Origin of the sequence: Sinorhizobium alkalisoli (assembly GCF_008932245.1) — a bacterium.
GTDB lineage: Bacteria > Pseudomonadota > Alphaproteobacteria > Rhizobiales > Rhizobiaceae > Sinorhizobium > Sinorhizobium alkalisoli.
Map to the genome: position 1 here is coordinate 3,084,384 of NZ_CP034909.1, position 16,529 is coordinate 3,100,912.

The 16,529-nt window shown below is 62.5% G+C and carries 14 protein-coding genes, 1 tRNA gene and 1 pseudogene; 4 read left to right on the forward strand and 12 right to left on the reverse strand.

Going from position 1 to position 16,529, the window contains the following annotated elements:
- Window positions 1-409 precede the first annotated feature (409 nt).
- Together EKH55_RS14850 and EKH55_RS14855 are read left to right on the forward strand one after the other, a co-directional pair.
- Window positions 410-1,093: a response regulator transcription factor gene (locus tag EKH55_RS14850; protein ID WP_069458729.1), complete on the forward strand. Its 684-nt coding sequence runs from the start codon at window positions 410-412 to the stop codon at window positions 1,091-1,093.
- A gap of 149 nt (window positions 1,094-1,242) precedes the next feature.
- A complete protein-coding gene (locus EKH55_RS14855) occupies window positions 1,243-1,698 on the forward strand; it encodes a cyclic nucleotide-binding domain-containing protein (RefSeq protein WP_069458730.1) in 456 nt (151 codons plus the stop codon).
- Between the two features lie 88 nt (window positions 1,699-1,786).
- On the opposite strand, the gene EKH55_RS14860 is transcribed toward EKH55_RS14855, so the two are convergent.
- From EKH55_RS14860 to tesB, 6 genes are all read right to left on the reverse strand, one after another.
- Window positions 1,787-2,593: an exodeoxyribonuclease III gene (locus EKH55_RS14860; RefSeq protein ID WP_069458731.1), complete on the reverse strand. Its 807-nt coding sequence runs from the start codon at window positions 2,591-2,593 to the stop codon at window positions 1,787-1,789.
- 231 nt (window positions 2,594-2,824) lie between these two features.
- Window positions 2,825-3,487 carry an outer membrane lipoprotein carrier protein LolA gene (locus tag EKH55_RS14865; RefSeq protein ID WP_151611700.1) on the reverse strand — a complete coding sequence of 221 codons (663 nt, stop codon included), beginning with the start codon at window positions 3,485-3,487 and terminating at the stop codon, window positions 2,825-2,827.
- Window positions 3,488-3,603: 116 nt separating this feature from the next.
- Entirely contained in the window at window positions 3,604-6,255 is a 2,652-nt protein-coding gene (locus EKH55_RS14870; protein WP_151611701.1) for an FtsK/SpoIIIE family DNA translocase, read from the reverse strand.
- Between the two features lie 329 nt (window positions 6,256-6,584).
- Complete coding sequence (locus EKH55_RS14875) at window positions 6,585-7,952, reverse strand: ammonium transporter (RefSeq protein WP_151611702.1); 1,368 nt, start codon at window positions 7,950-7,952, stop codon at window positions 6,585-6,587.
- 27 nt (window positions 7,953-7,979) lie between these two features.
- The gene (locus EKH55_RS14880; RefSeq protein WP_034852964.1) at window positions 7,980-8,318 is read right to left on the reverse strand and encodes a P-II family nitrogen regulator; all 339 of its coding nucleotides are present in this window, start codon (window positions 8,316-8,318) and stop codon (window positions 7,980-7,982) included.
- A gap of 239 nt (window positions 8,319-8,557) precedes the next feature.
- Window positions 8,558-9,472, reverse strand: a complete 915-nt coding sequence (tesB, locus tag EKH55_RS14885) for an acyl-CoA thioesterase II (RefSeq protein ID WP_069458735.1) — start codon at window positions 9,470-9,472, stop codon at window positions 8,558-8,560.
- A gap of 85 nt (window positions 9,473-9,557) precedes the next feature.
- Between tesB and EKH55_RS14890 the strand changes: the two genes are divergently transcribed.
- Window positions 9,558-10,772, forward strand: a complete 1,215-nt coding sequence (locus tag EKH55_RS14890; protein WP_151611703.1) for a ubiquinone biosynthesis hydroxylase — start codon at window positions 9,558-9,560, stop codon at window positions 10,770-10,772.
- Between the two features lie 198 nt (window positions 10,773-10,970).
- Here the strand turns inward: EKH55_RS14890 and EKH55_RS14895 are convergent, their stop codons facing one another.
- The 4 genes from EKH55_RS14895 to EKH55_RS14910 form a co-directional block, all read right to left on the reverse strand.
- Window positions 10,971-11,159 carry a Trm112 family protein gene (locus tag EKH55_RS14895; RefSeq protein WP_034852960.1) on the reverse strand — a complete coding sequence of 63 codons (189 nt, stop codon included), beginning with the start codon at window positions 11,157-11,159 and terminating at the stop codon, window positions 10,971-10,973.
- Between the two features lie 9 nt (window positions 11,160-11,168).
- A complete protein-coding gene (locus EKH55_RS14900) occupies window positions 11,169-11,849 on the reverse strand; it encodes an LON peptidase substrate-binding domain-containing protein (protein ID WP_151611704.1) in 681 nt (226 codons plus the stop codon).
- Window positions 11,850-12,001: 152 nt separating this feature from the next.
- Window positions 12,002-12,973, reverse strand: a complete 972-nt coding sequence (trxA, locus tag EKH55_RS14905) for a thioredoxin (RefSeq protein ID WP_069458738.1) — start codon at window positions 12,971-12,973, stop codon at window positions 12,002-12,004.
- Window positions 12,974-13,030: 57 nt separating this feature from the next.
- Window positions 13,031-13,540 (reverse strand): prolyl-tRNA synthetase associated domain-containing protein, encoded by a 510-nt coding sequence (locus tag EKH55_RS14910; RefSeq protein ID WP_151611705.1) that lies wholly within the window; start codon window positions 13,538-13,540, stop codon window positions 13,031-13,033.
- Window positions 13,541-13,865: 325 nt separating this feature from the next.
- Between EKH55_RS14910 and EKH55_RS14915 the strand changes: the two genes are divergently transcribed.
- Window positions 13,866-13,940 (forward strand) — tRNA-Gly (locus EKH55_RS14915).
- Between the two features lie 43 nt (window positions 13,941-13,983).
- Here EKH55_RS14915 and EKH55_RS14920 read toward each other — a convergent pair.
- Both EKH55_RS14920 and EKH55_RS14930 read right to left on the reverse strand, forming a co-directional pair.
- Window positions 13,984-14,709, reverse strand: a pseudogene (locus EKH55_RS14920) (integrase core domain-containing protein); the annotation flags it as partial.
- A 387-nt stretch (window positions 14,710-15,096) separates the two neighbouring features.
- A complete protein-coding gene (locus tag EKH55_RS14930; RefSeq protein ID WP_151611707.1) occupies window positions 15,097-16,215 on the reverse strand; it encodes a GSCFA domain-containing protein in 1,119 nt (372 codons plus the stop codon).
- Between the last annotated feature and the right edge of the window lie 314 nt (window positions 16,216-16,529).

Below are 16,529 nucleotides of genomic sequence, written 5' to 3' on the forward strand. Positions count from 1 at the left end.
TTAGACGCGCAAAGGTCGCTGTAGCACTTTGAACTGCTCCATGTCTTTGTCCTTTAATCGAGATCGCTTAAAGGAGACATGCAGTAGCGCCGCGCGTCTTATTAGACGCGCAAAGGTCGCTGTAGCACTTTGAACTGCTCCATGTCTTTGTCCTTTAATCGAGATCGCTTAAAGGAGACATGCAGTAGCGCCGCGCGTCTTATTGGACGCGCAAAGGTCGCTGTAGCACTTTGAACTGCTGCATGTCTTTGTCCTTAAATCGAGGTCGGTTAGAGGAGACATGCAGCAGCCGTGATACCGTCGCGACCAAAGGCATGATTGCATATATAAGGGCAGTGAGCGGCGTCGCGCTTTGCCAAGAGCGGTATTTGAGCTAGTTTCGAATCAGGAAGCAAACAGGAATTGCCCCATGGCGACCCGTACCATACTCCTTGTCGACGATGACAATGACCTGCGTGAGACGTTGATCGAGCAACTCTCCCTCTACGAGGAGTTCGAGCTTCTGCAGGAGGCAACCGCCGGCAAGGGCATACAGACGGCACGCTCCCGCCAGGTCGATCTGCTGATCATGGATGTCGGACTACCGGACATGGACGGACGCGAGGCCGTGAAGCTTTTGCGCAAGGGCGGCTTCAAGGCGCCGATCATCATGCTCACCGGCCACGACACCGATTCGGACACGATTCTCGGCCTCGAGGCCGGCGCCAACGACTATGTCACCAAGCCCTTCCGCTTCGCGGTGCTCTTGGCACGAATCCGCGCTCAGCTTCGTCAGCACGAGCAGAGCGAAGACGCCACTTTCAGCGTCGGCCCGTACACATTCAAGCCGAGTCAGAAGCTCTTGACCATGGAAAACGGCCAGAAAATCCGCCTGACCGAGAAGGAGGCGGCGATCATCCGCTATCTCTACCGCGCCGACCAGAAGGTGGTGACCCGCGACGTCCTGCTCGAGGAGGTCTGGGGCTACAATTCCGGCGTGACGACGCACACGCTGGAAACGCATGTCTACCGGCTGCGCCAGAAAATCGAGCGCGACCCTTCCAATGCGGAGATCTTGGTCACAGAGAACGGCGGTTACAAGATCGTTCCCTGAAGCGTCGCGTTTAATGGTATTCGTGCAACGCGCTTTGGTTCTTTGCTTTCATGCGCGTCGTTGTCCCAAAACCGCGGCACAGTTTTTGGCGACATGCATTGGGATCAGGACCGCAGTCCGCTTTTCCACCGAACTGGGAGTATCGTCGCTTGGGGCTGAATGACGACATCGCGCTTCTGTCCAACGTCTCGCTCTTTGCGGATATCGGCGAAGACAAGCTGCGGCTGATCGCCTTCGGCGCCGAGCGCCGCCGCGTCGCCAGGGGGCACGAACTGTTCCGCGAGGGGGCGCCGGCCGATTGCGCCTATGCGGTTGCATCCGGACGTTTTTCGCTGACTAAGGACGGCCCCGAAGGCAAGCCGCAGCCCATCGGCACCGCCGCTCGCGGCACGCTGCTTTCGGAGCTGGCACTGATATCCATGGTCGAGCGCAAGTTCACGGCGACAGCCGATGAGGATAGCGAGGTGATCCGCATCAACCGGCCGCTCTTCCGCCGCATGCTGGAGGAATATCCGGAAGTTACCGCCATGGTCGAGGCCCGCATCCGAGAGAATATCCAGGCGATGATCCGCCGCGTCGAGGCGCTCGCCGGACGTTTCGCCTGATGGCCCCTCGCCCGCATGCGGGCGAAGCAGAATGCAGCGTGCGCCTCCCCCGATGCGCGTCTGGAGTCAGGAGCGGGAGGCAAACCCCTCAAAAATCGAAATGTGCGATCACCGGAACGTGGTCCGACGGGCGGTCCCAGCCGCGCGCTTCCCGCAGGATGTCGACGCGAGCGAGCTGGCGCGCGAGGTCGGCGGACGACCAGATGTGATCGAGCCGGCGGCCGCGGTCGGCGGCGGACCAGTCTTTCGCCCGATAGCTCCACCAGGTGTAAAGCTTCTCCGGCGGCGGCGTGTGCTGGCGCATCAGGTCGATCCAGGCGCCGCCGGTCATCACCGCGGTCAGACCCTCTGTTTCGATGGGCGTATGGCTGACGATCTTCAGGAGCTGCTTGTGCGACCAGACGTCGTGCTCGAGCGGCGCTATGTTGAGGTCACCGACGAGGATCGACGAAATCCCCGCCTCGGCCTCGGCATGCAGGAGCCTCATCTCGTCCACGAAATCGAGCTTGTGGCCGAACTTGGGATTGATCGCCCGGTCCGGTTCGTCGCCGCCGGCCGGCACATAGAAATTGTGCAGCCGGATCTTCTTGCCGCCGACCTCGAAGACGACCGAGAGATGACGCGCATCGCCGACGCCGCAATAGTCGCGGCGGTCAGTCAACTCATGGAGCGGCAGGCGGGAAATGGTCGCAACGCCGTGATAGCCCTTCTGCCCGTGCATCTCGATATAGTCGTAGCCGAGGCGCTTCAGCGGGCCGGAGGGGAACTGCTCGTTCGGGCACTTGGTTTCCTGCAGGCAGAGGATGTCCGGCTGCCATTTCTCCAGAAAATGCGCCACCAGCGGCATTCGCAGGCGGACGGAGTTGATGTTCCACGTGGCGATGGAAAGGGCCATTCCTCGTTCCTTTGGAAATGTCGCCGGTGGGGGGTCGGTGTCCGGCAGCACGGGAGCGTTTTAAACAGCTTCGGCGCCTTCCGACAAGTCATGAAAAAAGGCCGCCCAAAGGCGGCCCGAAGAGTGAACTCGGCGCAGCAGACGGTGACAGTGCCGCGCGTCCTTCAGACGCGCAAAGGCCGCTGCGACTATTCGGACCCGCGAATCGAGTCCAATTTTCGCACCGATTCGTTAGCCGCCACCCTTGTTGCGCACCTCGTCATAGGGAATGCGGAAGACCTTGTCGTCCAGTTGCAGCCCGGTCCTGACATTGAATATCATCACGGACGTGTCCTTCCTCTGCGCGTCGGTGATCGTCCATTGCCTGAGATCATAGGTCCTCGGGTCGAACATCATCGTGATCGTCGAATCGCCGAAGACCGAACGGTCGCCTAGTACGATGGTGATGAGGTCGGACTCTTCGCGAACGGCGCGCACCATCCGGCTGCTGAGATCTATCCTCTCGCTGAGCAGGAGGTTCAGCGGCGTCTTCGACAGCGGATAGATGTCCCAGGTCTTGAGCTTCATGTTGCCGATGACGACCGATTTGCCATCAGCGATCACGCGCATCGGCGATGGCGCTTCATAATTGAAGCGGATACGTCCCGGACGGTGGATGTAGAACTTGCCGCCCGTCTGTTCGCCGCGCGGCCCGAACTGCACGAACTCGCCCGCCATCGTCTTCACCGACGAGAAATGATCGGCGATCTTCTGCGCGACGCTCGACGCCTGCGCCGAGGCGTGCGACGCGTCGAGCAATGTGCCGGCCGTTCCGGCGAATGCCGCAAGGCCGCAAACGAAGACGCGCCGCGAGATCGCCAGATTTCCGCCGTCGACGGTTTTTCTCTCTGTCATCGCAGTCTCCTTCATATCAGCGTCATGTGGAGCGCAAGTGGGGCCTCTTCAAGGCGTTGGCGGACCTGGGCACGCTACATGTTCAAATGATCGTGACCGGCGGGAGGAAGTCCGGGTCAGCGGCCGGAAATCTCCGCTTCCGTCGGCACCAGGATCTCCCGCTTGCCGGCGTGGTTCGCCGGACCGATGATCCCCTCCTGCTCCATCCTTTCGATCAGCGAGGCGGCCCGATTATAGCCTATGCCGAGCCGCCGCTGCACGTAGGACGTCGAGGCCTTGCCGTCGCGCAGCACGATCGCCACCGCTTGGTCGTAGGGGTCCTCGGAATCGGCGAGATTGGATGTTCCCGCCGGGCCGCCCTCGCCGTCCTCCTCGTCGTCCTCGGTGATCGCGTCGAGATATTGCGGCGTCCCTTGAGTCTTCAGATAGGCGACGACTTCCTCGACCTCCATGTCGGAAACGAAGGGCCCGTGCACGCGCTGGATGCGCCCGCCGCCGGCCATGTAGAGCATGTCGCCCTGCCCGAGCAGCTGCTCCGCCCCCTGCTCGCCGAGGATCGTACGGCTGTCGATCTTCGACGTCACCTGGAAGGAGATCCGGGTCGGGAAGTTCGCCTTGATCGTGCCCGTGATAACGTCGACCGAAGGGCGCTGCGTCGCCATGACAACATGAATGCCGGCCGCGCGCGCCATCTGGGCAAGCCGTTGCACGGCGCCCTCGATGTCCTTGCCGGCAACCATCATCAGATCGGCCATCTCGTCGATGATGACGACGATGTAGGGCATTGGCGAAAGGTCGAACTCTTCCGTTTCGTAGATCGCCTCGCCGGTCTGGCGGTCGAAGCCGGTCTGGACCGTGCGGGTGATTGCCTCGCCCCTGGCAAGCGCCTGCTCCACGCGACTATTGAAGCCGTCGACGTTGCGCACGCCGATCTTGGACATCTTCTTGTAGCGTTCCTCCATCTCGCGAACGGTCCATTTCAGCGCCACGACCGCCTTCTTCGGGTCGGTCACGACCGGCGAGAGCAGGTGCGGAATGCCGTCATAGACGGAGAGTTCCAGCATCTTCGGATCGATCATGATCAGCCGGCATTGCTCCGGGGTGAGCCGGTAGAGCAGCGACAGGATCATGGTATTGATCGCCACCGACTTGCCGGAACCGGTGGTGCCGGCGACGAGCAGATGCGGCATCTTGGCAAGGTCGGCGATGACCGGCTCGCCGCCGATGGTCTTGCCGAGCGCCATGGCGAGCTTGGTCTTGGTCGTTTCGAAGTCGCGCGAGCCGATCAGTTCGCGCAGATACACCATCTCGCGTCGCTGGTTCGGCAGTTCGATGCCGATCGCGTTGCGGCCCGGCACGACGGCGACGCGGGCGGCGATCGCGCTCATCGATCGGGCGATGTCATCGGCGAGGCCGATGACGCGCGATGACTTGATGCCGGGCGCGGGCTCGAGCTCGTAGAGCGTCACGACGGGGCCGGGGCGGACGTGGATGATCTCGCCCTTGACGCCGAAATCCTCGAGCACACCTTCGAGCATACGGGCATTCTGCTCGAGCGCGTCCGCCGAAAGCGAGACATCGCGCGCGACATTTTTCGGCTCCGCGAGAAAATGGATCGGCGGAAGCGCGAAATCGCCGTCGTCGTCGACGAAGGAGCGCTGCGCCTCGCGCTCGATGCGCTGGCCGCTCTTCGGCCGCGGTACCGGTGCGGCGACGCGTGATCCCGCCGGCGCGATCAAGGCCTTCGGCGGGGCGGCCTGCGGTGCCCAGTCGGCGGCGACATCTTCCTCGTCGTCCGGAAGAATACCGGCGGGGCGCCGTTCGTCGATGTCGAAGGGCGGATCGTCGTCGTCGATGACGATTGACGGCGGCCTTACGATGCGGCGCTCGGTGCGATCGAGCGACGGTTCGACGCGGTCGGCGGCCGCGACCGCCTTCGGCCGCACGGGCTCGTTCAGCGTGCCAAATTCATCGTCGTTGAAATCATAAGGGTCGTCCGGCCGTTTGGCGGAGCGGGAGCCACTCATGCCGAAGGCCCGGCGCAGACGCGCCTGTGCGGTGAAACGCATATGGGCGAGCGAGCCCATCAACAGGGTCAGCGGACCTTCGTCATCCTCGTCCTCGAGTTCGTCCCGTATCGTGCGCGCCTTGCTCGCCGCCGGCTCCGCCACGGGCTCCTCCTCGTCCTCTTCGCTGACTCCGATGAGGCCGGCGCTGTAGACGAGCGCACCGGCGGCCGGCGCGGAAAGGAGGCAGGCGAGCACGGTCGCGAAGGTGCCGGTCGGGAAGGCACCGGTGAAAAGTGCCGGAAAGCGCAGGATCATATCGCCGAACACGCCGCCGAGGCCGTTCGGCAAAGGCCAGGTGACCGGTGCCGGCACGCAGCTCAGCGCCGCGCTTGCCAGCACCGATCCGAGGAACCAGAAACCGAGCCGCTTCAGGGCTTTGTCGAAGGGCTTGTTGCCGATCAGGACGAGAGCCCAGGCCACGACCGGCAAAAGCGCCACGACGCTGGCCAGGCCGAAGAACTGCATGAAGATGTCCGCGAAAGCCGCGCCGCCATAGCCGAGCAGGTTGGTCGGCTCCGACGACGTGGCATAGGAAAAGCTCGGATCCGAAACATTCCAGGTCGAGAGTGCAGCAACCGCGAGCGCCAGCGCAAGGAAAAGCGCAAATCCCGCCAGCGACGCCAGCTGGCGCCAGAGGAAGGTGCTCAGCACAAACCGGTTTGAACGGCTGTCAAGCGTTGCGGTATTGCTTCTGCTCATGTTGCCTGCTGCCCGTTTCGATCTGCCGGAGCGCCACCCCGGGTCGGGGAACACCGTTCCGGTCGATGTTGATTCCGGAACATGCCGCCCGTCCTGCCGACATCGGCGCCGAATCGGAACGCTCCGGACACATTGCGTGCCATGGGAGCAACCTAAGCGGAGGTCGGTTAATGCGACATTAACCATGCGCGTGTGCGAACGAGATTGCGGTGGAGGACGTGCTGACCAGAAAAAAGCCCGGATCGCGAGGATCCGGGCCAAGGGCGATCCGCAGGAATGCGGACCGCGACGGGACTGTCGGCGGTGCCGTTGCCGGCGCCGCGATCCGCTTAGCTGACGTGGTAGGCGGCCTCGCCGTGAGAGGAGAGGTCGAGACCTTCGCGTTCCGCCTCGACCGTCACACGCAGACCGACGATCGCGTCGACCACCTTGTAGAGGATGGCGGAAACGATGCCGCACCAGACGATCGTGATGACGACGGCGGTAAGCTGGGTCATGAACTGGCCGCCCATGGAAACGCCCTCGGCATAGCCAATGCCGCCGAGCGACGAGGAGGCGAAGATACCGGTTGCCAGTGCGCCGAAGAAGCCGCCGACGCCGTGCACGCCGAAGACGTCCGCCGTATCGTCATAGCCGAACTTGTTCTTGATGACCGAGACGAAGAAATAGCAGAGCGGCGAGACGGCGAGGCCCATGATGATTGCGCCCATCGGCCCGGCAATGCCGGCGGCCGGGGTGATGGCGACGAGACCGGCGATCATGCCGGAAGCGGCGCCGAGCATGGAAGCCTTGCCGCGGGTCAGGGTTTCGACGACGCACCAGGACAGGACTGCCGCGGCGGTCGCGAGGAAGGTATTGACCGTCGCAAGCACTGCGCCGCCGGATGCCTCGAGGTTGGAGCCGGCATTGAAGCCGAACCAGCCGAACCACAGCATGGCCGCGCCGACGAGGGTCAGCGTCATCGAATGCGGTGCCATCATGTCACGGCCGTAGCCCGTGCGCTTGCCGACCATGATCGCACCGACGAGCCCGGCGATCCCGGCATTGATGTGCACGACGGTGCCGCCGGCAAAGTCGAGCGCGCCCATGTTGAACAGGAGACCATTGCCGTCCCAGACCATATGGGCGATCGGGAAATAGACGAAGGTCGCCCAAAGGACGGAGAAGAGGACCGCCGCCGAGAACTTGATGCGCTCGGCAAAGGCGCCGACGATGAGCGCTGGAGTGATCGCGGCGAAGGTCATCTGGAACAGCATGAAGATGTATTCCGGGATGACGACGCCGTCGGTGAACGTCGCAGCGGTGCTGTCGACCGTCACGCCTGCGAGGAAGAGCTTGGCAAAGCCGCCGAAATAGGCGCTCTCAGAACCTCCGAAGGCGAACGAGTAGCCGTAGATCACCCAGACGATCATCATCGCGGCGCCGACGACGGTGCACTGCATCAGCACGGAGAGCATGTTCTTTGCGCGCACGAGGCCGCCGTAGAAGAGCGCAAGGCCCGGGATCAGCATGAAGAGAACGAGCAGCGTCGAGATGAACATGAACGTGGTGTCGCCCTTGTCCGGAACCGGTGCGGCAGCGGCGGCCTCGGCGGCGGCGGGAGCCGCTTCCTGGGCGAAGGCAACGACCGGCGCGAGCAAGGCGGCAGCGGTTGCGCCCACGCGTCGAAGAGAGGTGGAAAGGTAATGTGAGGACATCGAATAATGCTCCCTGAACGGCGTGGCTTACAGCGCTTCTGAGTCGGTTTCGCCGGTGCGGATGCGCACGGCGTGGTCAATCGAATAGACGAAGATCTTGCCGTCGCCGATCTGACCCGTCTTGGCTGCCGAGGCGATCGCATCCACGGCCTTGTCGACGATCTCCGACGGAACCGCGATCTCGACCTTCAGCTTCGGCAGGAAGCTCACGGCATATTCGGTACCACGGTAAATTTCGGTATGCCCCTTCTGGCGGCCGTAACCCTTCACTTCGGTTACGGTCAAACCCTGGATGCCAACGGCAGTGAGGGCTTCGCGAACCTCATCGAGCTTGAACGGCTTGATAATGGCCATCACAATTTTCATCGGTTTCCCATCCTTGTCTGCCTCCGGTCGGAGGCCGTCTCTCCTTGCTGCTTAAGCGCTGAAGCGCCGGGCAACCGAAAGGCTACATTCAAGGGGCGTGCCAGATTCGAAGACGAAGGACGAATGGGCGGAAAAGACACGAAAAAACCGCATTTCGCGCGGCTTCGGCCGCTAAATGCTAAAAAAGACGCCAGTCATTTTGACTAATAAATGTGCAAAATCTCAAAATTGCATATTGTTTATTCAATTGCCTTTTTGCGAATCAATCCCTCTTGCGCCACGGAGGCGATCAACACGCCTGAGCGATCGAACAGGCTGCCGCGGGTCATGCCGCGCGCGCCATGCGCATTCGGGCTGTCCTGGGCGTAAAGCAGCCAATCGTCCATCTTGGAGGGACGGTGGAACCACATGGCGTGGTCGAGGCTTGCGACCTGCAGCGTGCGGTCGAACACGGACGTGCCGTGGGCATAGAGTGAGGTGTCGAGGAGCGTCATGTCGGAGAGATAGGCAAGGATCGCCGCCTGCAGATGGCGCTCGTCGGGCACGGCGCCCACCGCCTTCACCCAGACTCGCTGCGTCGGAAGCGCTCCGTCCTGCAGCGGTTCGTTCCTCGGCGTTTTCCGGCGCGAAAAATAGTCCTCCAGCGATACGGGCCGGATTTCGATCGGCCGCGGCCGCTCGAAGTAGCGGCGGATCGCCTCGGGCGCCTGAACGAGGTACTTCTCCTTCAGCTCCTTTTCACCCGGCAGGTCCTCCGGCATCGGCACGTCCGGCATCTTGAACTGATGCTCGAAACCGTCCTCGTCGTACTGGAAGGAGGCCGACATCGAGAAAATCGCCTTGCCGTGCTGGATCGCCACCACCCGCCGGGTCGCGAAGCTCGATCCGTCGCGGATGCGGTCGACCTCGTAGATGATCGGCACGGACGGATCGCCGGGCCGCATGAAATAGGCGTGCAGGGAATGGACATAACGCCGCTGGTCGACGGTGCGTTGGGCGGCGACCAGCGCCTGGCCGATCACCTGGCCGCCGAACACACGCTGCCAGCCAACCTGCGGGCTCAAGCCGCGAAACAGGTTTTCTTCCAGCTTCTCCAGATCGAGGATCTGAAGCAGCGCGTCCATGGGGGTGACGGTCTCGGCTGGGCGCGACATTTCGGCGGTCTCCGATGGTAGGAACAGCGATTGCATTGATCTATATAGGCGAGAGATGATGCTCAAGTGCGATGGGAGTGACGGGATGATCGACGTGTTGATTGCCGGAGGCGGCTATGTCGGCCTGTCGCTTGCCGTATCGTTGAAGAAGTCCGCGCCCCATCTCGACGTCCTGGTCGCCGATGGCGCGCCGGAAGGCGCCTGGGAAAAGGACGAGCGCGCTTCCGCGGTTGCGCTGGCCGCCGAGCGCATGCTCGACATTCTCGGCGTCTGGAGCGCAATCGCGCCCGAGGCCGAGCCGATCCTGAAGATGGTGATCACCGATTCGAAAGCGGCCGATCCGGTGCGCCCGGTCTTTCTGACCTTCGAAGGCGACGGCGGCGAAGGACGGCCCTTCGCCCATATGGTGCCGAACACGGCCCTGGTGGGGGCGCTGCGCGACGCCTGCGCGGATCTCGGCGTTGCGATCCGGCAATCGACGATGGTGGAAAGCTTCCAGTCGAGCGATCATGCGGTCGCGGTGACGCTCGGCGGTGGCGAGGAACTGGAGGCGCGGCTTCTGGTCGCCTGTGACGGCGTGCGCTCGAAGCTCCGGGAAGCGGCCGGCATCAAGGTCGTCGAGTTCGACTACGGTCAGTCGGGCATCGTCACCACCGTCGAGCACGAGCGCCCGCATAACGGCACCGCGGAGGAGCATTTCCTGCCGGCCGGTCCCTTCGCAACCCTCCCGCTCAAGAACAACCGATCGTCGCTCGTCTGGACTGAGCGCACGTTCGATGCCGAACGCCTGGTCAAGGGCGACGATTTCCTGTTCCAGGAGGAGCTGGAGCGGCGCTTCGGCCACAAGCTCGGTCACCTCAAGGTCGTCGGCGGCCGCCGGGCCTTTCCGCTCGGACTGACGCTCGCGCGCGAGTTCGTCGCGCCCCGCCTTGCGCTGGCGGGCGACGCCGCCCATGGCATTCACCCGATCTCCGGCCAGGGGCTCAATCTCGGCTTCAAGGATGTGGCGGCGCTTGCCGAAACCATCGTCGAGGCCGACCGCCTCGGGCTCGACATCGGCTCGCTCGCGGTGCTGGAGCGCTATCAGACCTGGCGGCGCTTCGACACGTTCCGCATGGGGGTCACCACGGACGTGCTGAACCGGCTGTTCTCCAACGACATCATACCGGTCAGGATCGCCCGCGATGTCGGCCTCGGCCTGGTCGATCGCCTGCCGCCGCTCAAGAATTTCTTCATCCGCCAGGCCGCCGGCACCGCCGGCCGCAGCGACCCGCGCCTGCTCGCCGGCGAGCCGATTTAGGAAAAACATGGGGGTGTGTCGCGGTCCGCCCCTCATCCGCCTGCCCGTCCTCCGCAGCAGCTGCGGAGGGTGGACCGGCACCTTCTCCCCGCAAGCGGGGAGAAGGGACAAGCGGCGCCCGCTCGGCCTCCGGTTAAACCCGGGGAGAGGGGCAAATTACAACCGACGATAGGGGAAATTCCAGCTGCAGAGCAGCCCTCAGCCCTCGATCTTGCGCGCCTCGGAAACCAGCATGATCGGCACGCCGTCGCGGATCGGATAGGCGAGGCGCGCCTTTTCCGAGACCAGTTCATTGGCTTCCGCGTCGTAGCTGAGGCGCCCTTTCGTCAGCGGACAGACAAGCAGTTCGAGCAGTTTCGGGTCGACCTTGCTGGCGTTGATGTCCATGGTTGCACGTTACTGCAGAATGTTGTCCGGATCGCCGAAATTGCGGGCAAGCACGATCTCGGTGATGGCGATCAGCGTCTCGGCGCGGGTCTTCAGGTCCGGAGCCTCGAGCAGCGCCTGCTTTTCCGCCGGCCCGTAGGGGGACATCATCGCCATGGAATTCACCAGGGTCCGGTTGCTCGCCCGCTCGACGCTTTCCCAGTCCGCTTCCAGCTTGTTGGCATCGAGATAGGCGCGGAAGGCGGCGAGAAGAGCCTCACGATCGACGAGCCCCTCGTCCTCCGGACCTTCGAGATCGGCGCCGAACGGACCTATGCGAAAGCGGCGATAGCCGCGGGCTCCAGCGACTTCGGCAAAGAGGCGAAAACGGCAGACGCCGGTGAGGGAAGTGATGTAGCGCCCGTCACCGGTCTCCGCGAAGGAGGTGATGCGGCCGATGCAGCCCACCTGGCAAAGGGCCGGAACCGGGCCCGACGCGATATCGCTGCGCCCCCCGGAAAAGGAGGGCTGGACGATGCCGATCAGCCGATCGCCGGCGAGAGCGTCGTCAAACATGGCGATATAGCGCGGTTCGAAAATATTGAGCGGAAGTTGTGCGCCTGGAAGCAGGAGCGCACCCGTCAGCGGAAATACCGGAATTATATCCGGCAAGTCCTGCGGACCGAGGTAACGCGCATTTCCGACATGCATTCTTCCGGACCCTGCAGATAACTGCCCGGCCGCGCCTCCTCGTGATTCCCGCGCGGTCCCCAGGCTCAACAAATGGTGCGCCCCTCGAAAATCTCAAGGGAAAAACGGGCATCGAAGGCGCAAAAACAGCTCAACGACGCCGCTGCTTCCATTCAGGAAAAGAGCAGCGCCGAAAGCTTGCGCCGGGCGGCGATCGTCGCCGGATCCTTCGGCCCCCATACCTCGAAGAAATTCAGGAGCTCGCGGCGAGCGGCGTCGTCCTCGAAGTCGCGATCCCGCTTCATGATCATCAGAAGGTGGTCGGCGGCCGCAGCTCTGTCGCCCTCGACGTTGCGGATCTTCGCGAGCTTCAGCCTTGCCGCGTGATCGTCCGGCTCGAGGGCAAGCCGGTGCTCCAGCGCCACGGGGTCGCCGAGCTTGCGCGCTTCCTCGATCTGGTCCAGCTTTTTCGACGCGGCGGAGACGGCAGCGGCCTTGGCGAGCTCTTCCGGCAATTGCGAAAGCGCCTGGCGCGCTTCGGCAAGCTGCCCAAGGGCAATCATGCACTCGATCATCCCGGCGATCGCCTCCGGGTTCTCCGGATCAGCCTGCAACACGGCACCATAGAGACCGGCGGCGTTCTGCGCATCGCCGGCATCGATCAGCGTCTTGGCTTCCGCAAGCAGGGCCTCGACTTCGGCCTTGGCGTCGTCCACGGCCGGGCCGGCGATCCGGTCGATGAATTGCTTGATCTGGCTCTCCGGCACGGCGCCCATGAAACCGTCGACCGGACGGCCGCCGACGAAGGCGATGACGGCCGGGATCGACTGAATGCCGAGCTGGCCGGCAATCGAGGGATGGTCGTCGATGTTCATCTTGACGAGTTTCACCCGGCCGGCGGCTTCCTTGACCACCTTCTCGATCACCGGGGTCAGTTGCTTGCACGGCCCGCACCAGGGCGCCCAGAAATCGACCAGGACCGGCTGCTGGCGCGACGCCTCGACAACGTCGCGGGCGAAGGTGGCGGTCGTCGTCTCCTTGATGAGGTCGCCCGCGCCGCTCGGCGCCGGCTGGCCACCGAACGAGGCCGAAGCCGTCATCTGGTTGCCGAAAGATCCTGCATAGGGATTGTCGCTACCGCCCATTCTTCTCTCCTTGCGGGCTTCGCCCGACGTCATGCGTTCCGCGCCAAAGATCGTATGTCAGGCCGACACTTTCAAGACAAGCGCTTCGTGGCCGGTCGCCTCCATGAAGCGCAACATGTCCTTCGACGCGATCGAGGTCGTCTGGTCGTTGGCGAGCGGATGGCAGTTGATCACATCGAACTCCATCAGCGCCTCGTCGAAAACGAACTTCACCCTGCCTTCCGTGTCGTTGATCGCACCAAACGCGGTTACCGCTCCGGGAATGACGCCCAGAAATTCCATCAGCTTCTCCGGCTTGCCGAAAGAGACCTTGCTTGCTGCGCCGATGGTCTGATGAATGGTCTTCAGGTCCACCGTCGCATTCTCCTCGACGGTCAGGAGGAAATAATTGTCCTTTTTGTCCTTGAGGAACAGGTTTTTTGTATGTCCCCCCGCAATTTCGTCGCGCAGCTCCACCGATTCGGCGACCGTGAAGACCGGCGCGTGCCGTTTGGTCGTATGCTTGATCCCAAGTTCGTCGAGAAAGCGGAACAGATCCTCCGCATTCTTCGGCTGTGCCTCGCTCATGGTTTCGCTCCCTTTCGACATTGCGTTTTCCCTTTCCTTACGGAGAAGGCCCGCCTTCCGCAATCTTGAGCGCGGCAGGTCCCATGCGCCGGAGCGTCATGCAGGCGGTTGCCGAGCGGTTCTTTCGCGAGTTGTGGGGAGCGCGGCCCTCAGGCGGGAAGGGAAAAGCGGCGCTCCCGGCGCTTCGCCGCGCGCCGAAAAAATCTTCGCATCGGCGTCATTTCCCTGTTGCATTTGAAAATGGCTTGGTCCATATACCGCCCGTCGCCGCGAGACGGGGCGGCAACCCACGGTCCACCGACTACCCCGGACCTGGGTCTGATGAGCGGGTGTAGCTCAGGGGTAGAGCACAACCTTGCCAAGGTTGGGGTCGAGGGTTCGAATCCCTTCGCCCGCTCCAGTTTTCTTCTGTCCAGCCCGAAGACATAGGTAACAGTCTGTCCCTAAGACAGGGGTGACAACCTCGTGCCGAACGGGTTGTCGATGGTTTGCAAGGTTCTCTGCTCCAGGTCGATATATCCCAGATTGTATTGCATGAAGCTGACGAGCCAAATTCCGTCCTCGACTTCCTTGATGCCAAGCCTCTGACCGGCCATGACGGTCGAGATGTTGATCTTCTTGCGATGCATGCAGATGCGGCCGCAGGCGGTGACGAGGACGTCGCGATCGTGGAAGGGATAGTCGAGCTCCGGCAGACCGTCATAGGCTCTTGAAGAAGGCGTGTAGAGCTCGGCCGGCATCCGCATGGCGAGCGCCTCGTGGGGGCGCTCTTCATTGAATTCGCTAAGGAAAGCATCGAATCGCGCCTGCTGCTGCAGGGCATTTATACCCGGCGGCCGCGTCGTCTCCCGCTTCAGGGTCAGATGCATGCGCTCGTGGCGCCCGTTCTGTTGCGGATGGCCGGGTTTGATCCGTTCGATGGCGATGCCAAGCCGCAGCCACCAGACCGACAGCTTCGACAAATTGTAGAGGCCGTTGGGCGAGGCGAAGGGCAGCCCGTTGTCGCTGCGGATGGCGAGCGGCAAGCCGCGTTCCTTGAAGAGGCGGACAAAGGCCTCGATGACCGGTTCCTCCCGGGTCGATTCAAGCGCTTCGCACAAGAGCAGGTAGCGCGATGCCTGGTCGCTGATCGTCAGGGGGTAGCAGTAGCGGCCATTGTCCAGCCCGAAGACATAGGTAACAGTCTGTCCCTAAGACAGGGGTGACAACCTCGTGCCGAACGGGTTGTCGATGGTTTGCAAGGTCCTCTGCTCCAGGTCGATATATCCCAGCTTGTATTGCATGAAGCTGACGAGCCAAATGCCCCCCGGATTCACGCCCCGCGTCGAGGGTGCCGGCACCCCTTCGGTAGATCGTACGCTTACAGCGCCGCGCGTCTTTTCAGACGCGCAAAGGTCGCTGTAGCTCTTTGATCTGCGCATCGAGCTTTCCGAAAATCGGGTACAAGTTTCGGGCCGATGCGCTAGAAAACGCTTGGCCCAACAGCGCGCTTCCGCTTCGCCTTTGTGGCGACGGTTGAGCAAACTCTGTTCCCCCTGAGCGCGGCATGCCCGTCTCTAGCGAGACTTGGCCACCCTCTTGCGCCCGAGGAGACGCCTGACGGCCGCGCCGAACCTCGAGGCAAATCTTGCCTGTGAAAATAACGCATGGTCGTCCAGAGTATTGGCCGACTGCAGTCGGGCGTGCTTCAGCATCTTCTCGGCTTGCTCGATCGTGAGGTCGGTGTCGCAAAAGGTCGCCTGGAACAAATGCATCACCGCAGGTACGATCATGCTCTGCAGGTGCCTGCCATCTTCGACGAAACGGTTCGGAAACGCCTCGTTCACGATCTCGTAGGCGGGGAAATAATAAAGGCGGTCCGCCCATTCATCGCCGCGCTCGCGGATCGTCTCGTCGACGGCGGCCCGAATAATCGCCTTGGATGCCGAGTTGGCCGTCAGGCAGGCGATCGGCCGGAATGTAGCAATTAGCGGAATTGGCGATACGGTGACGACGATCTTCGCCTGAGGCACGTGTTCGCCGATGAGCGTGACGATCTCCTGGATGCAGGCCTTGGTCTCGTCGAAGGTGCAAACACGGAACTTATGCCGGCTCGAATCGTAGTGCTTCATCGGAACGGCCCGCCAGAAAACGCCGCCGGTCAACTCGTCGTACCAGATTTCCGACAGGCCGAATGTCAGAATGAAGACGTCCGTCTTCAGGAACACGTCGCGGGTGCGCGTCCGGATTTCTTCCGTCAGATCAAATTCTTCGGCCTTGTAGCCGTGCCATAGATTGGTCGGCGGCGCTATGCCTTCGAGCGCCCAGCGAAACTGCTGGGTGATCGAGTGGACGTTGACCAGGCCCTCACCCATCGACGAAATGTAGATGTCGCGATCGCGGTTCTTGGATACGTCGAATCCCAGCTTCGCAAGATGCTTGCTGATGTTCTCGGCAAAGCACGACCCGAAGGCGGTAACATTCGTGGTGGGAGAGATGAACGGCTTGTCCGGCGTCCAGCCCTTCAAGAGGAATCGCGACGCGAAGCCGTCCTTCACGTGATCGGAGCCGTATGGATTGAAGTTGCTGGCACTGCCCCGGAAAAAGGACGAGCCCATCTTCTTGGGAACCTCTCCGGCCGGGACGACGGAGATCGTCTCCTGGATTCCGGAATGTTCTATCGCCTTGATCGACATGATTGCCCCCTTGCCGCCTACAGCGCCGCGCGTCTTTTCAGACGCGCAAAGGTCGCTGCAACTTTGATCCGCGCATCGAGCTTTCCGAAAATCGGGTACGATTCTCGCGCCGATACGCTAGCCCCGCGTGGAACTTATTGAACTGGGCATTGCGAGGCAACAGCGATTGCGCAAGAGTGGCAACGATGTCTGCGGCACAACCGATCATTGTGATAGCTGCCGCTGGCCAGCGCATTCCCCTGCATTCAGCATTGTTGGCCCTGGCTGTCTCCTGCCAAGAAGGCAACCCTTGGAAATCCGCGGCTTCCCGGGAT

Excerpts from the sequence above, each read along its gene's own strand:
- EKH55_RS14850 (WP_069458729.1), top strand. The coding sequence starts at position 410 with ATGGCGACCCGTACCATACTCCTTGTCGACGATGACAATGACCTGCGT.
- EKH55_RS14860 (WP_069458731.1), bottom strand. The coding sequence starts at position 2,593 with ATGGCCCTTTCCATCGCCACGTGGAACATCAACTCCGTCCGCCTGCGA.
- EKH55_RS14865 (WP_151611700.1), bottom strand. The coding sequence starts at position 3,487 with ATGACAGAGAGAAAAACCGTCGACGGCGGAAATCTGGCGATCTCGCGG.
- EKH55_RS14870 (WP_151611701.1), bottom strand. The coding sequence starts at position 6,255 with ATGAGCAGAAGCAATACCGCAACGCTTGACAGCCGTTCAAACCGGTTT.
- EKH55_RS14875 (WP_151611702.1), bottom strand. The coding sequence starts at position 7,952 with ATGTCCTCACATTACCTTTCCACCTCTCTTCGACGCGTGGGCGCAACC.
- EKH55_RS14880 (WP_034852964.1), bottom strand. The coding sequence starts at position 8,318 with ATGAAAATTGTGATGGCCATTATCAAGCCGTTCAAGCTCGATGAGGTT.
- tesB (WP_069458735.1), bottom strand. The coding sequence starts at position 9,472 with ATGTCGCGCCCAGCCGAGACCGTCACCCCCATGGACGCGCTGCTTCAG.
- EKH55_RS14890 (WP_151611703.1), top strand. The coding sequence starts at position 9,558 with ATGATCGACGTGTTGATTGCCGGAGGCGGCTATGTCGGCCTGTCGCTT.
- EKH55_RS14895 (WP_034852960.1), bottom strand. The coding sequence starts at position 11,159 with ATGGACATCAACGCCAGCAAGGTCGACCCGAAACTGCTCGAACTGCTT.
- EKH55_RS14900 (WP_151611704.1), bottom strand. The coding sequence starts at position 11,849 with ATGCATGTCGGAAATGCGCGTTACCTCGGTCCGCAGGACTTGCCGGAT.
- trxA (WP_069458738.1), bottom strand. The coding sequence starts at position 12,973 with ATGGGCGGTAGCGACAATCCCTATGCAGGATCTTTCGGCAACCAGATG.
- EKH55_RS14910 (WP_151611705.1), bottom strand. The coding sequence starts at position 13,540 with ATGAGCGAGGCACAGCCGAAGAATGCGGAGGATCTGTTCCGCTTTCTC.
- EKH55_RS14930 (WP_151611707.1), bottom strand. The coding sequence starts at position 16,215 with ATGTCGATCAAGGCGATAGAACATTCCGGAATCCAGGAGACGATCTCC.